Raw genomic sequence first — 14461 nt, 5'->3', positions numbered from 1 at the left:
TGCCAGGCGGATCACTCGTCAAGCGGCCCACCGCCGCTTGTCCCAGCGGCAACCGGCCCGCTGACGCCAAGCGCGGGTGACGCTCGATCGACGCAGCTTCACCGGTCTCGCGGCGGGTGTTCAGGACGGTATCGAGACGCAGGACGGCGGCACACAGTCCGGCCGTTCGTGACCACGCGGGACAGACCTTCCGGCGGCGGCGATCACCCCGGCCTCCTTCACTTCCTCCCTCATGGCACTTGGCGGATCGCGGGCCGGGCGTGCGCTCCCCTTCGGCTCGCCAACGACAAATACGGCTTCCACGCCCTTCAGGCGCGGACCCTCTGCATTTCCCGTTGCACCCGGCCCTTCTCCGATCCGCCTCTCAAGCGCCATCGGAAGCAAAGGAGCCCGACATGACAACCTACACCCTCAACGTCCCCTACGAGTTCACCAGGAACGGCCGCACCGAGCGCCGCTACCGCCGCGTCGGCGCCGTCTTCGAGAACACCCGCCGCGACACCGGCGAAACCTTCCTCTCCATCAAGCTCGACTTCCCCGTCGCCGTCACCGAACTGGTCGCCTTCCAGCCGAGCCCCCGCGACGGCGAGCCGCCGATCGACGAGTGATCGGCAGGGGCGGCCTCCGGGCCGCCCTTCGCCCTGGCGGGCGACGCCGGCCAAGGCCGGCACACCCGCCTTCGACTACGCAGGCCGGGCCGGCCGTTGTCCTGCTTACCGGGTCCTCATCTTTTCCGGATCAACCTCCAGCGTGACCCACACAGGTCCGGGACCCATTCGAGGAACTGAGTAACCGTCCCCCGAACACTGAAGGATAGCCCTTCGAGCCGCCTCGAACGCCATTTGAACGGTAGGATCTAGGCGATCGTCAACGATGATCGGACCCTGAGACCTGACTCCGACAAGCTGAAGCGAGTCTGGCTGAACTCGATCGCCGTCATCTACCTGGAACCTGACAGTAACTGACGTGGTGGGTCGATCTAGTGACCCCAAGTTCCAGCATCGAGATATATCCGGCGGTTGCTCCGCATGAAGGATGCTCGGAAGGCAGAAATTAAGGATGGCCCCAATAAGATAAGCTCTCATTCTGCTCTGCTAAATCCCATCAGTAAGTCTCGCAACCGGATCATCTAGGCCCCTTCGCGCACGGCCTGCGCCGTGCGCTTGCCGCCCTACTCGGCCCCCGCTGCGCGCGGGCCTCCCCGAGACCTGACCCCCTGCCCTCCCTTCGGCCTGATGCGCCGCCGGCCGTCTCCTCCGGAGCCGCCCGCCAACGCGGCCGAATGGTCGATCAGCGGGCCAGGTCTCGGCCCTTCGGGTGACGGTCGCCGGTGCGGTTGGACCGAGCCGGGCAATCGGAGGCAACCCGGTAGGGCATCAGTTCTCTGCCAGGGCGGCCTGATAGTCCGCTGTAACCTCTTCGACCTGTACGATCCCCGCGTCGATCTCTTCGAGGTTGATACTTGGTAGCCGTGGCACGACTCGGAATTGGGCCTCGCCGGGGGCCGGCAGCTCGAAAGAATCTATGTTTGCCTCGAGCCCTTCGATCTGCTCGACCTCGCGCCGCAGCGGCTCGCCGGTGCAAATGTTCGGGAGGCCCCGGACGAACAGATCATGCATCCTGTTCGCCTCGCGCAGTTCGTCACGAAGCGCCTGCAATTCCATGCAGGCGGGCACTAGGATATCGCGACGCTCTTGGAGGCTGGCTTTCAGTTCATGACTTTCGGCAGACACTTCCGCAAGTTCCACCTTCATTGCCTCGATCTCTACAGCGCGCTCGCCCGCGCGTTGCTCGGCTTGCCTCGCCTCTTGTGTGTCATCCAGCACAACAATCCGCTGAGCCAAGTCCGCACGGTCGAAGTCTTCCAGCGCCAACTCCATGCTGTTGCGCTCAGGGTCGTTCAGCCAACCTTGAAACATTTGGCGACAGTCGGTTTTCACCAGGCCGAGCATTTCCTCGGGCAAATCCTGATAAACAACCTCGTTGATCCCGCCCAAAAGCTCGGCGCACTCACGCGTTCTCCGCGTGATTTGAGCAGGCTCACCACCATCGCCCACAAGAGCAATGAGCTGTTCGTCGCTGACGTCTGCCAGAGCATCCTTGCAGGCTGCGAGAGCGAGGGCCGTACATCCTGCTAGGAAAACCGTTTCAAGTCGCATTCTTACCTCATAATCCCGTTCCGTGCCGGAATAAGAAATCGTGGCAGATGATGAAATCCGCACATTGGGCATAAGCTGCTTCGTGCCTGTCGATCACCTGTCGGGAATATCCTTGGAGCACGGACGGACCTGCCCACCGGCCACTCGTCTCCTTTCGCGATCTGGGGGCGCGTCCGACTCGCAGCCCGTGGACAGCTCCGGTCCCGGCCCTTCGGACCGGGCAGGACAGGGAAAAACAGGGAGAGAGGAAAGGCTGCTTCGCGAGGGGGTGATCCGAACAGGATCGGGAAACCTCATCACGGAGACGACGATGCCCCTGCATAGCTGCACCCTCACCGACATCGACCGCTACGAGCTGGCCACCATCCTCGCCGGACTGCGCCTCTTGCAGCAGACCCCTGCCCTGCCCCCGGAGATCGAGGAGATCGCCACCGAGTGCGGCGAGTTCACCTCCCTCGATTCCATGCAGATCGAAGACCTCTGCGCGCGCATCAACGCCGCCTTGGAGTTTCCGTGGCGCGACGTGACCGAGGACGATGCCGAAACTCGGGCGCTGGAAGCCCGCGTGGCCGCTCTCTTCGAGGAGATCGCGTGATGCTGCGCCAGTATAACCCCCAGCGTCAGCACCGCATCGAGATCGACGGCCGCATCCGCACCATCGGCACCGTGCCGGTCGGCACCATCGTCCTGATCCAGGGCCGAAAGGTGCAGGTCATGGCATGGCTGCCCCGCGACGACACCGCCTTCGAGCGCGGACGGTTCGTCACCAAGCGGATCGCGGGCGGGCACATCGCCCTGGTCCGCGACCTTGCGACTGGCCGCACCGGGCAGCTTTCGGATGCGTGGCTCGTCGATGCCGTGACGGTCCGCACCGACGAGCCGGACGGCCGCGCGCTCCTGCGCCGGGCCGCGCTGCGCGCCGCGCGCGCGCTCGCCGACGTGGCCGAAGGCACCCGCGAGATGGAGGACGCACGATGATCTGGTCCGTCTTTCTGCTTTCGATGACGCCCCGGCGCTTCGTCGTCCACAGCGACAAGGAACGGGCCGCGCAGATCACCGCCCGGCTCCTGGCCGAGCGCCATCCGGGCATGGCCTTCGGCTACGAGGAAGGACCGGACTTTCGGCACAGCGACTGTCATCCCTCGATCCGCGACACCGCGTTGTCGGTCGAGGTGCAGAACCTCATCGCGGCCGGGATCGCGATCGAGGCCGTGGCGAACCCGAAGGGCCTGCCGAAATGGTACGCCTTCCAGTACCGCAACGGCGGCGTCTGCGCCTACCGCGACCACGACCTGCGGGTGGTGGAGATGTGCCGCCGGGACTTCGACGTGGTGCAGGAACGGGCGATCTACGCGGTCTATCCGTCCACCGACGAGGTTCTCGATTGCTTCCGGACGAAGGCCGATGACGCCGCCTGAGTTGGGGCGGGAAGCCGCCTCAACCCCCTTATTTCTTTGGCCATTCGCGGCCCCCATGATAGGATCGGGACAAGATCATACCCGATGGAAAGGCCCCCCATGAACGCCCTCACCCCCATCAAGTCGGCGTGGAAGTCGGTCCAGCTCCTCATCGCCTTTCACCGCAACAAGGACGGCCGGCGGCGGCAGGACCCCCGGCTCTGGAGCCCGAAGAACGGGGTCGCCGGCGTCACCGACGATCCGAAGACGAAGGAATCCGTCCTTGTGGTGCGCGGTCACGGCGATGCGGGCGATGTGCAGATCAAGCTCCACCCCGACAAGATCATCCTGCGCCGCGACCCCGATGCGATCGGATGGTCCGGCCTCCAGGTCGACCATTACGGCGTCCGCGTGCTGGTCGGCGATGTCTGGATCACGGTGCAGGCGGACGGCTCGATCAAGCGCGAAGTCGAAGGCGCGGCGGACGACGAGAGCTGGCTGGAAGCGGACGGCTCTTACATCCGGATCGCACCGGAGGTGGAGATCAACGTCGCCGGCGATGGATCGAGGATGACGCGGCGCACGACCGAGCGGCTCGACAGGATCGACGACGAGGGCTCCGTGAGCCGCCGCCGGAAGCCGTCCGACCGGCCCCTCGTCCGCGAGGCGATGGCGCGACTGCCCGACGCGTAGCGCCCCCTCCCCTGCCCTGCCATGTGAAAGCCCCGCCTCTGGCGGGGCTTTTGTCGTTTAGCCAAGTGCGCTGCGGGAGGCCCGACCCGGTTTTCCACCCCGGGCCGGAGCGACTTCAGGAGCGGAGGTTCGGGGCGAAGCAGCCCCGAGAGAGACGTCAAGGATCGAACGAGGGGCTGTGGGAGACCGGGGGTGGGCCGGCGATCGGCGCGTTATGGGTGCTTATTATTACGCTCTTTCTCTTGGGCGACGAAATGGTTGAGCGCCCCTTGAACGAATGCTCGTCCCACTGTTCCGGGCTTCAGGATTCCGTTTGGATCGACTTTCCCGGCAAAGATTGCATAGCTGGAACTCGGGATTACTCTGGTGACTTGTTGCTTCTTAGGTAACGACGAGTAGATCGGGTCGATCTGAGTATGATTGACTTGGCCAGCTTCCAAAGCCTCCGTAAATGCCGCAATAGCTACCTCAACGAAATGCCGCATGGCAGCTCTGTCTCCGTAGACTGGTGCGATCTCATCATACCAAGCTGAAACACCGGAAGCCGGCTGTGCGGCATATCCTTTGATTATCATGCGATCAGGCTGATCCTCGTCGGTCGGTTCGACAATGTTGACCGGCGCTCGCGAGGTTTCCTGGTCCTTCTGGACGGACTGTCCGGACACAATCAAAGATTGCGGGGTGATATTCGAGTCTGCCGAGACCAGCGAACCGGAGGCAAGCTTGTGCGGTTCTGGATCGGGTTTGGGAAGGAGATCGTCGGACTCGCCTGAATCAATATCAGTGGCCGGAACGGTTTCGTCTTTCGTCTCTATCGGGCTCGAAGCCTCCGATACATCCGAAACCTCGGGGGTCTCGGGCTTGCGGGGCGGATCGGCGACGAGCTCTTCCGAGTCGTTCTTTTCGCGCTTTTTCTGTCGAGCCCGAACCGTATCGTAGTCCATTTCGGACGGCATTCTCTTCAGCTTGAAAGCCATCACGCGGTCTCTTCCGGCGTCGTCAGGATCGCGAGGACCTCGTCCGTCAAGGCTTCTGAATCTCGGATCGCCTTGAGGACTTCGGGTGCGACCAGTCGCCGGGCGGGTGTGGACCGGCAATACTCATAGTATCGTTTGAGTATTCCTGAGGAGGCGGTATCGGCATGCACTTGTCTGTCGGGCAGGCGGGTCTTCAATACAGGCAGTTCCGCTTCGATGAGTGTTGCGAGGCCCATGCGATGCGTTACCGGCAGGGCTGATTCGCGTGTGGGCGTCCTGTTCAGGAGGATCACGATAGGGATTTCATTTGCTGCGCCTTCGACGACTTCGACTAGGTAGTTGCAGGTCTCGAAGAGGGCATCCATTTCGGTCCCATCGAGACCGGACGGCACGATCACGAGCTGCGAATTCAGGATCAATGTCTGGTTGATGTCGGAGCCGCCGCCCTTGGTGTCGACCAGAACGTAATCCACCTTGTCCTTTTCGATCGCCTGGAAGACGACCGGGAGGTCTTCCGCGTGCCGAGCCTGATGGATGAAGACGTTCGGGTTCCACGTCTCCTTGCCCAACGCATGCTTCCGCCACTTGGTGATCGGTGTGACTTCATCGGCCTCGAGGGCGGCGATGCGAAGACCCCGTTCGACGAGGCCCGATGCGAGCGCCATAAGGCTGATCGTCTTTCCGGCCCCGCCTTTCATACTCATGAAGGTGATGATCTTTGGGGCGTCGGCTTCCTCGGGGGCCGGCTCTGCCGCCGCATCCTGTTTGCTGTCCAACATCTGCTCAACTCCTTTGCCTCCGCAGTTCTCGGCCTGCGGTTCGCGCGTTCGGGTTTAGGTGCCCGCTGATCTCAGGATCGTATCTCTCTATCACCCTGACTGCGCGCTACCCTTTCACCCTTTTACCCCAACTCCGCGTTACCCTGGTACCCTGTCACCACAACTCAGCAGCACCCTGTTACCGTATTACCCCATCACCCTGTTACCGCCGCACCGCTTTACCACCGCATCCTACTACCGCCGTACCGCTTTACCACAGCACCCTGCTACCGCCGTACCGCTTTACCCCATCACCCTGCTACCGCCGTACCGCTTTACCACAGCACCCTGCTACCGCCGTACCGCCTTACCCCATCACCCTGCTACCGCCGTACCGCCTTACCCCATCACCCTGCTACCGCCGTACCGCTTTACCCCATCACCCTGCTACCGCCGTACCGTCTTACCCTATCACCCTGCTACCGCTGTACCGCCTTACCCTATCACCCTGCTACCGCTGTACCGCCTTACCCTATCACCCTTCTACCGCCGTACCGCCTTACTCTATCACCCTGTTACCGCCGCACCGCTTTACCACCGCATCCTACTACCCCCCTACCGCATCACCCTGTCACCACCGTACCGCTTTACCGCATCACCCTGTCACCCTACGAAATCTTCTTACGAAGGTACTAGAGGCCATCCGACACTGAATCGGGAAAGGGTGACCACCCCCGATAAGATCGCGCTCTAAGGGGCTTCACACGCTCTCCTAGAGGCCCCTACTCCGTCCATCTTCGCGCATTCGCCTTATTCGCCATCTAACGATGCGAATGGCAGCAAGCGATTGACGACGATGAAGAGTGGTGAGTAAGATTTGTAGTGATTGGCAGGATATATTCAAATGTAGTACATTTGATATTAGAAGGCCAGACAAGCGAGAACGTGACCAGATGACGAACGACAACCCCAAAGTGCCAGCTTGGAAGAACCGCGAGATGAAGGGTGGTGATTGGGCTGTCCCATCGGCCGAAAAGTCCGTCCGACGTGCCGACAAAGTGGTGACAGTACGGGTAACAGAGGCCGAACTGGCAGAGTTCGACACGCAGGTCGCGCAGCTGGGGATCAAGAGAAGCCGCGCCTTGCGGATCGCGGTGCGTCGGATCGGCGGGTTCGTCGAGGCTGATCCGGCGCAGATTGAGGTCTTGCGGGACATCACACGCCAACTCATAGGCGTTGCCCGGAACATCAACCAGATCGCCAAGTCGGCCAACCGGACCCGCGATCCCGATTACAGGGCTTTCATGGAGGAGCGCACGATGCTCGCTCGTGAGCTGGCCCGCGTCCACAGCCAGACACAAACCATCCTTGATCTCGCGGCTCGGCGCGAGGATGGCCTGGCACGGCTTCAGCAAGCCTCGGCGGACTGAGGATGCTGGTCTTCGATCTTCTCAAGCGCGGCCGTTCAGCGCCTAACAATATCTCCGCGCTCGATGCCGTCATGGGAAAGGATTGGGCGATCGTCCAAGCCGGGCGAGCGCGGCGACACCACGAGGTCGAGACCGGACTGGCGCTGAAGGCGGCGCACAAGCGGAACGTCGAACGCATGAACGGGGGCGGGGGAGGTGGCGGGGGATTGCCCGGCCGCAAGCCGCAAGCGGTGATAAAGATGGTCCGTAAGGGCGGGGCGTCCGACGTGCACGGGCTGCGGGCGCAGATGGCGTACCTGTCGCGCGACGGCCAGCAACCGCTGGAGCGGTCCGAGACCTTGTTGGGGGCCGAGATCGACGACGTGCAAGCTGCGGAAATGGAGCGGTTGTGGCGGATGCCGCCGGAGGGATCGGGCCGGGCCGACCGGACGTCGCATTTCATCGCCAGCTTTCCCGAGAACACCGACCCCGATGCAGCGAAACGGGCAGGGCGGGCGTGGGCCGAAGAGATGTTCGGGTCGGGCCAGTACGGCGGCGACAGCTACGACTATTACACCGCGTTCCACACCGATCGGGCGCATCCGCACATGCACGTCGTCGTCTACCGGCGCGGGCTGGAGCATGGCGAATGGCTCAAGGTCTCGCAGCGCAGCGACATGAACTACGACCGGATGCGCGAGGTCCTCGTGGATGTCGCCGGGCGGGAGGGGATCGAGCTCGAAGCGACACCGCGCCTGGCGCGGGGCGTCCATGACCGTCCGGTGCCCGATGCCGAGTACCGGCTGGCCGGCAAGGAAGGCCGCGAGCCGGTCGCCCCAGCTCATACACAGGAGACGGCAACCCTCGCAGCAGCGGCGCTGCTGCATCAGTCACGGCGTTTCGCCATGCAGGCGCAGCTCGTCGAGGCCCGGTCGCCCGAAGCCTCCAGGATCCTCTACGCGGCCTCCGCAGCCGCGGCCGAGGGAAAGGCCCTTGCGGACATCACGGCAAAAATCAGCAATCGGCAGGAGGCCGACATGAACCAGCGCGTCGAGGCAGCAAAAGCGGAAATCCGCGACAACATCGACAAGATAGATCGCGGCATGGGGCAGGTGAGCGACAGCGCCACGCGCATGAGGATGACGCGCGACATCGCCGCGCTGAAGGCAAAGACCGCGCCGATCCTGGCCGATGCCCGCGACCTCGCACCCTACACCGAGCCGAGTACGAGCGGGCGGTATCGCGGCTTCGATGCGAACGATCCGAACGCCGCAGCGGCCCGCACCGCCGTGGAAGCGAAGGTAAGGGCGGTGGCCGTTCGCTTCGGTACCGATCCCGAAGCGACCGTCGAACGGTATGCGGGGCCTGCGCCATCCAAGGGACTGGAGCAACAGTTCGATCGCGCCGAGGTCGAGGAACGCGCCCGGACCCGCGTCGCGCGCGGCGACGGCCCGGAGGACGTGCAGTCGCGCGACCTCGCCCTGTCGAAGATGCACCGCGAGATCGCGACGATCTACGATGCGGTCCGGTCCCGTGAACCCGAGGCGTCCCGACAGGACACGGGACGTGGCACGACCGCCGCCACCGAGGCATCGCCGCAGGAGCGGGCGCGGCAGACGGCAGCGCAGGAGGAGTCCGCGCGCACCGCCGCACGAGAAGCCAACCCGATCTACCAGCAGGTTCAGGCCGAGCAGGCAGCCGAGAGGCAGGCGGCGGCGCAGCGCGAGGAAGCGAAGCGCCAGCAAGACCGTGCGGATGCCGAGCGCGCCAAGCGCGAGCGCGACGCCAACGGCCACGGCCTCTGAGACGAACTCCGGACAACAAGGACAGACAGAATGTCACCTGCAAAATCCATCCTGCCTCTGGCTCTGGGCGGCCTCGTGATCGGGCTGATGCTCGGGGCAATCGCGGCCGGCGCCTATGCGTCCTGGGTCACCGGGCGCGACGTCGCGAATGTCGGCTTCACCACGATCTTCGACTTCCTGCCCGCGACCCTCGGCGGCATCACCACGCTTGAGCCAATCCGTACGGCGCTGATGATCTGGGGCGGCCTCGGGATTGCGCTGGCGATCGCGATCCCTGCGTTCGGCACCAAGCGCCAGCTCACCAGTCATGGCTCGGCCCGGTGGGCAACGAAGGCCGAGATGAAGCGGTCCCGTCTCCTCACGCCCCTCAAGACGTTGAACGGCCCGATCTACGGAAAGGTCGGTACGCCGAAATCGAGGGCGGACTTCCTGTCGTCTCGGGACATTCCGCACAGCATCACTTCGGCTCCGACCGGATCGGGGAAGACCCGCAGCGTCGTGATCCCGACGATCCTGGTCTATCCGGGCTCGATCCTCGTGCTCGATCTCAAGGGCGAGCTGTTCGCCAAGACCAGCCGGCGTCGCGTCTCGTTCGGCGATGCGGTCTACAAGTTCTCGCCCTATGCCGAAGACGGCCGGACGCATCGCTACAACCCCTTGCAGGATGTGGCCGACACGCATGAGCGCCGCCGGTTCACCGAGGCGCGGCGGCTCGCCGCCTCCTTCATTATCGCGCATGGCAACGGCCAGGGCTTCCTAGAAGGCGCGCGCGACATCTTCGCGGCCACGGCGATGCTCGCGGTCGAGCGCAAGACGCCGACCATCGGTGCGGTCTTCGACGCGCTCTCGCAACCCGGCGATGCCTTCGCCACGCTTCGCAAGCTGGGCGACGAGGTGAAATCCCCGGAAGCCAAGAAGATCTTCTACAAGATGGGGGGCATGGAGGCGCGCATCCTCAGCTCCTACCTTTCGGTGCTGAGCGACGGTGGCCTGAGCCTCTGGGCCGATCCGGCCGTGCGGGCAGCGACGTCGGCCTCGGACTTCTCGATCAAGACGCTGCGCTCCGAGCCCGCCTCGATCTATCTCGTCGTCTCCCCCAACGATCTTGTCCCGCTGGCTCCGCTCATCCGCCTGATGTTCCAGCAGACGATCTCCATCATGCAGCGAGCGGAACCCGATCTGGAGAAGGGCGAGAAATACACGGTCCTGTTCTGTCTCGACGAGTTCCCGGCCCTCGGAAAAATGGATGTGCTGGTCTCGGCGATCGCCACGCTCCGCAGCTACGGCGGCCGGATCATGATCGTGGTGCAGACGATCTCCTCGCTCGACGTCTACGGCAAGGAGGGCGCGGCGGTGATTCTCGCGAACTGCCGGATGCAGCTCTTCATGGCCCCGGCCGACAAGGACACGCCAGCCTACATCAGCTCCGCGATCGGCGACTTCACCCGCAAGTCGCGGTCGAAATCGTGGAAGGGGGGCGATCTGTCGACCTCGTACCAAGAGCGCGAAGATGGCGCTCCGCTGATCCGTCCCGAGCAGCTTCGGATGCTTGGCGACGATCTGATCGTGGCCCTGGTCCAGAACTCCAACCCGATCCTCGTCAGGAAGGTGCTGTACGACCAGGACCGGGTGCTCAAGCCGTTGTTTGAGGGTCAGACCGGCCCCTATCCCGAACCCCCGGAGCTTCCCGACGAGCCGCTTGCGATCCCGCAGGAGCCCGTCGTGCCCAAGCCGACGCAAGGCGGGGCCGCCGTCAATCCGATCGCGGACCATCGACCCGTCGAGGAGGAGCCAGCCGCCGTCGCCGCCCCGGTCGAGGCCAAGGTCGAACCGGAGACGCAAGACACCGCTGAAACACCGACCGTCGAAGACGATGCTGACTTGGCTGCCGAACCGGCCGACGAGCAGCATGTCTACTCGGTTCGCAACCAGTGGCGACATATGAGCGAGGCGCTCATTGTCGCGCAGAAGCTGTATCGTCCGGACCCCGATCAAGACGACACCGGACAAACGGACAATGCGTCAGGCAATAGCGAAGTCACTCCAACCCAATCTGAGGCGGATGCAAAAGAGAACGCAAATTTCGTCAATAAACCGAGTTTGAAGAAGACGAATCTCGCGGAGGCCCAAGCGAGCCACGCTCGAAACAAAGGTAATTCCGAAGACTCGTTCGACGCTTAGTCTACCAAAGTCGGCATGAACACTTGCAGGACGCCACGACGCCCCTCGTGGCGTCCTGTCTGTATCACGAGGTCGATGGTGGCGCGGGCGTAGTCGAGGATGTCGTCCCGGCCGAGATCGAGGCCCGCACGCAGCACCATCATCGCCATGCGTTCGAGCGCGAGTTGCGGGCTGTCGGCGTGGATGGTGCTGATCGAGCCGGGATGCCCGGTGTTGATCGCCTCGAGGAAGTTGAACGCCTCGGCGCCGCGGATTTCGCCCAGGATCAGTCGGTCGGGCCGCATCCGCAGCGCGCTTTCGAGAAGCCGGGCCGGGGAGCGTTCCGAGTCCGTCCGCCGGTCGGCCACGAGGCCCACAGTGTTCGGATGCGGCAGGTGCAGCTCGGGCGCGTCCTCGATCGTGACCATGCGCTCGCCCCGGTCGGCCATCGACATGATCGCGCGGGCGAGGGTGGTCTTGCCCGAGGACGTGCCGCCGGAGACGAGGATGTTGAGCTTCCCGGTGACGGCCCGGTGCATGAGGTTCGCGAGATCGCCGGCCTCGGCCAGCGCGCGCAACGTCTCCAGCCGGTTGCGCCGCTGTGCCTCGACATCGACCTCGGCCCCCATGAGGAAGCCCACTTCGTGCAGTTCGAGGATGCGGGAGACGTACTTGCGGATCGACACCGACACGCCGGTCTCGATCGCGGGGGGCACGATGACCTGCACGCGCATGGATTGACCGAAGACATGGACCCGGCCCGAGACGATGGGGTGGTGGCGGCCAAGCTGGGTCTTGGCCTCGCCGGCGAGATGGGCGCCGAGCGCCGACAAGCGATCGGGTGGGATCGTTCCGTCCCATCGCTCCATGTGGCCACGCTGCGCGTACTCGACCCAGACGCTGCGGTCGGGGTTGATGACGACCTCGTTGACGTCTTCGGAGACGAGGAGATCGCGCAGCGGCAGAAGGCCCTGCTCGGCGTAGCTGGCGGGGCTCGGAGGCTGGTTCAAAACACCAGGTCTCTATTGACGAAGACCGTCATGTCGACGCCCTGGTCGATGTAGATGACCGGTCCGGCGTTCAGGTAAGCGCCCATCACGCCCTGCGTGGCGTTGGCGAGATCGTCGCCCACGTCCTGCATCGCGTCCGCCGCGTCGCCCCGCGTGTCGTCGCGGATGACCACATCCGGCCCGGCGCCGATCAGCGAGATCAGCGCGGCCGAGCCGAACCGCTGGCGGAACCGGCTGTCCACCGTGCCGACCTGTCCCGACATGCCGAGCGCGTCGGCGCCGTGGCCGCCCAGCTCGACGCTGACGCCCTCGGGCGTCACCGCCCGGTTCCAGGCCATCTGCACCCGGTCCTGGATGACTGAGACGTCTGAGTTGTACGACCCGATCAGGCGCGTGCCCTGCGGGATCAGGACGTTCAGGCCGTCGTAGCTCATCACGTCGTCGGTCACGACGGCGCGGATCATGCCGGGCAGCTCGGTGGAGACGGCGGTCTCCAGCACGGCGTTCAGCGTCGTGCCCTGCACGATGGTCCGGCCCGGGTTGGCGATCCGGGTGGCGCGTACGGTGTCGTAGCTCTGTGTGCTGGCGTCCTGAATGAACTGCTCGTTCGACGACAGCGTGCGGCCGGAACCGCCACCGGCCTCGGCCGCCGCACCCTGGCCGGCGCCTGTCTTCGCGCCCGCCGCATCGAGGACGATGCCGTTCGACATGATCTGCGCCTCGGCGATCGCCGCCCGGCGCTGGCGCTCTTCTTCGAGACGCTGACGCGCGGCGCGTTCGTCCTCGCTCATGCCAGTGTTGCCGCCAGTGTTCTGCGAAAGCTGGGTCAGCAGCGCCTGGTAGCGCGCGTCTGCTTCTTGCCGCTCCCGGTCGAGCTTGTCCTGCATTTCCTGCAAAGCCTGTTCGACGGCTGGGTCATTACCGTTTTGTGCTTCCCGAAGAGCTTCGAGCTGCGCTTCGAGATCGGAAATCCGCTGGCGATCGGCGGCGCTGCCATCGTTGCCCGGAACCGGCGCCGTCTCGGGGGCCATCACGGCAGGGATCGGCGTCGTGTCGGGTTGATCCGAAGTCTGGACGGCCGGCATGGCCGTATCCACCGCCGGCGCTGTCTCTTCTCTCTGCATCTCCTGCGTCTGCGACGTGTCGGTCCCGCCGGTGTCCATCGAGGCGGGCGTGAACATGAAGTAGGCGACAAGGCCGACCGCGCCGAGAAACGCGACCCCGGCTATGGCACGGCCGCGGCCGCCTTGCGACCCGCCGTCGATCATCTGGTCGCGTGAGTTTGCTTCCTGATCGCTCATTTCGTCACCACCGTGCCTCGGATTTCGGGATCGTAGCCGTAGCCCTGGCCGAGCTGCGGGGCGCGGCGCCCGCCCGGCACCGAGCGGATCACGTCGCCATGCGCCACGCAGATCTCCTCGTCGCCGATGCGGATCGTCCAGCGGTCCGACACACGGTCGACGACCGAGGCGTTCTCGGCGTGGCGGACGTTGACGATGCTCTCGCGTCCATCCGGCCCGACGAGGAAGATGCCGGGCCGCCGGGCGTTCTGGGGAAAGACGAAGATCGTCCGGCGCCCGTCGTCGTAGACCTGTATGGGCTTCAGATCGGTCGCGTCGCCGGCGGCGTAATAGTTGAAGTCTTTTGGCCGCTCAGCCCGCTCGATCGCCGCGCGACGGGCCTGCGCCTCGACCCCGGGGTAACGGAAGCTGACCCGGTAGTTCAGGTTGGGCGCGCCGACCTGGCCCGAGCGCGCGCGCAGCTCGAACGTGTAGGGCCGCTGGTTGGTGTAGACCGTCATGTTGGTGTAGGCGCCCTCGATCAGCGGCTTCACCGACAGGATGTCGCCGCGGTCGAGGCGGACGATCTGCCAGCTCTCACTGTCGCCCACCTGCACGGACTCGATGTTCTCGCCGGGCTCGAACTCGATCGAGGTGATGAAGCGCATGTAGGTGTCGAGCCGGTAGACCTCGTGCTCGTCGTAGCTGAACCACCGGATGCGGCTGTCCTGCGGGTAGGGGCGCGGCTGCGTCTCCGCGAGGACCGGGCTGGCGACGGCGAGAAGCGCCAGGAAGGGGAGGGCGAGTTTCATG

The 14461-nt window shown here is 64.6% G+C and carries 14 protein-coding genes; 8 read left to right on the top strand and 6 right to left on the bottom strand.

What is annotated here, in order from left to right; genetic code table 11:
* The first annotated feature begins 395 nt into the window (after nucleotides 1–395).
* Nucleotides 396–608 carry a hypothetical protein gene (locus tag Q1B08_RS16205; protein WP_299656168.1) on the top strand — a complete coding sequence of 71 codons (213 nt, stop codon included), beginning with the start codon at nucleotides 396–398 and terminating at the stop codon, nucleotides 606–608.
* Between the two features lie 768 nt (nucleotides 609–1376).
* On the opposite strand, the gene Q1B08_RS16200 is transcribed toward Q1B08_RS16205, so the two are convergent.
* Nucleotides 1377–2231: a hypothetical protein gene (locus tag Q1B08_RS16200; protein ID WP_299821227.1), complete on the bottom strand. Its 855-nt coding sequence runs from the start codon at nucleotides 2229–2231 to the stop codon at nucleotides 1377–1379.
* A 238-nt stretch (nucleotides 2232–2469) separates the two neighbouring features.
* Between Q1B08_RS16200 and Q1B08_RS16195 the strand changes: the two genes are divergently transcribed.
* From Q1B08_RS16195 to Q1B08_RS16180, 4 genes are all read left to right on the top strand, one after another.
* Nucleotides 2470–2754, top strand: a complete 285-nt coding sequence (locus Q1B08_RS16195) for a hypothetical protein (RefSeq protein ID WP_299821225.1) — start codon at nucleotides 2470–2472, stop codon at nucleotides 2752–2754.
* Nucleotides 2754–3137, top strand: coding sequence for a hypothetical protein (locus Q1B08_RS16190; protein WP_299821223.1), 384 nt, complete (start codon nucleotides 2754–2756; stop codon nucleotides 3135–3137). The genes Q1B08_RS16195 and Q1B08_RS16190 overlap by 1 nt, the downstream gene beginning before the upstream one ends.
* The gene (locus Q1B08_RS16185; RefSeq protein WP_299821222.1) at nucleotides 3134–3577 is read left to right on the top strand and encodes a hypothetical protein; all 444 of its coding nucleotides are present in this window, start codon (nucleotides 3134–3136) and stop codon (nucleotides 3575–3577) included. Before Q1B08_RS16190 ends, Q1B08_RS16185 begins: the two co-directional genes overlap by 4 nt.
* Before the next feature lie 99 nt (nucleotides 3578–3676).
* The gene (locus tag Q1B08_RS16180; RefSeq protein WP_299821219.1) at nucleotides 3677–4249 is read left to right on the top strand and encodes a hypothetical protein; all 573 of its coding nucleotides are present in this window, start codon (nucleotides 3677–3679) and stop codon (nucleotides 4247–4249) included.
* Between the two features lie 212 nt (nucleotides 4250–4461).
* Here Q1B08_RS16180 and Q1B08_RS16175 read toward each other — a convergent pair whose 3' ends face one another.
* On the bottom strand, nucleotides 4462–5226 hold the full coding sequence (locus tag Q1B08_RS16175; protein ID WP_299821215.1) for a hypothetical protein: 765 nt from the start codon (nucleotides 5224–5226) through the stop codon (nucleotides 4462–4464).
* Nucleotides 5226–6005 (bottom strand): hypothetical protein, encoded by a 780-nt coding sequence (locus tag Q1B08_RS16170; protein WP_299821212.1) that lies wholly within the window; start codon nucleotides 6003–6005, stop codon nucleotides 5226–5228. Before Q1B08_RS16170 ends, Q1B08_RS16175 begins: the two co-directional genes overlap by 1 nt.
* A gap of 932 nt (nucleotides 6006–6937) precedes the next feature.
* On the opposite strand from Q1B08_RS16170, the gene Q1B08_RS16165 reads away from it, so the two are divergent.
* From Q1B08_RS16165 to virD4, 3 genes are read left to right on the top strand one after another with little or no spacing between them, the layout of a single operon-like run.
* Nucleotides 6938–7414: a DNA mobilization endonuclease VirD1/MobC family subunit gene (locus Q1B08_RS16165; protein ID WP_299821209.1), complete on the top strand. Its 477-nt coding sequence runs from the start codon at nucleotides 6938–6940 to the stop codon at nucleotides 7412–7414.
* A 2-nt stretch (nucleotides 7415–7416) separates the two neighbouring features.
* Nucleotides 7417–9198: a relaxase/mobilization nuclease domain-containing protein gene (locus Q1B08_RS16160; protein ID WP_299821206.1), complete on the top strand. Its 1782-nt coding sequence runs from the start codon at nucleotides 7417–7419 to the stop codon at nucleotides 9196–9198.
* A gap of 30 nt (nucleotides 9199–9228) precedes the next feature.
* Nucleotides 9229–11379 carry a type IV secretion system ATPase VirD4 gene (virD4, locus tag Q1B08_RS16155; RefSeq protein ID WP_299821203.1) on the top strand — a complete coding sequence of 717 codons (2151 nt, stop codon included), beginning with the start codon at nucleotides 9229–9231 and terminating at the stop codon, nucleotides 11377–11379.
* Here virD4 and virB11 read toward each other — a convergent pair.
* From virB11 to Q1B08_RS16140, 3 genes are read right to left on the bottom strand one after another with little or no spacing between them, the layout of a single operon-like run.
* Nucleotides 11376–12368, bottom strand: coding sequence for a P-type DNA transfer ATPase VirB11 (gene virB11, locus Q1B08_RS16150; protein ID WP_299821200.1), 993 nt, complete (start codon nucleotides 12366–12368; stop codon nucleotides 11376–11378). The genes virD4 and virB11 overlap by 4 nt on opposite strands.
* On the bottom strand, nucleotides 12365–13669 hold the full coding sequence (locus Q1B08_RS16145; RefSeq protein ID WP_299821197.1) for a TrbI/VirB10 family protein: 1305 nt from the start codon (nucleotides 13667–13669) through the stop codon (nucleotides 12365–12367). Before Q1B08_RS16145 ends, virB11 begins: the two co-directional genes overlap by 4 nt.
* Nucleotides 13666–14460, bottom strand: coding sequence for a TrbG/VirB9 family P-type conjugative transfer protein (locus Q1B08_RS16140; protein ID WP_299821195.1), 795 nt, complete (start codon nucleotides 14458–14460; stop codon nucleotides 13666–13668). The genes Q1B08_RS16145 and Q1B08_RS16140 overlap by 4 nt, the downstream gene beginning before the upstream one ends.
* Between the last annotated feature and the right edge of the window lies 1 nt (nucleotide 14461).

This window comes from uncultured Jannaschia sp. (assembly GCF_947494025.1).
Lineage (GTDB): Bacteria > Pseudomonadota > Alphaproteobacteria > Rhodobacterales > Rhodobacteraceae > Jannaschia.
This window is presented reverse-complemented; position numbering and strand designations above follow the sequence as displayed.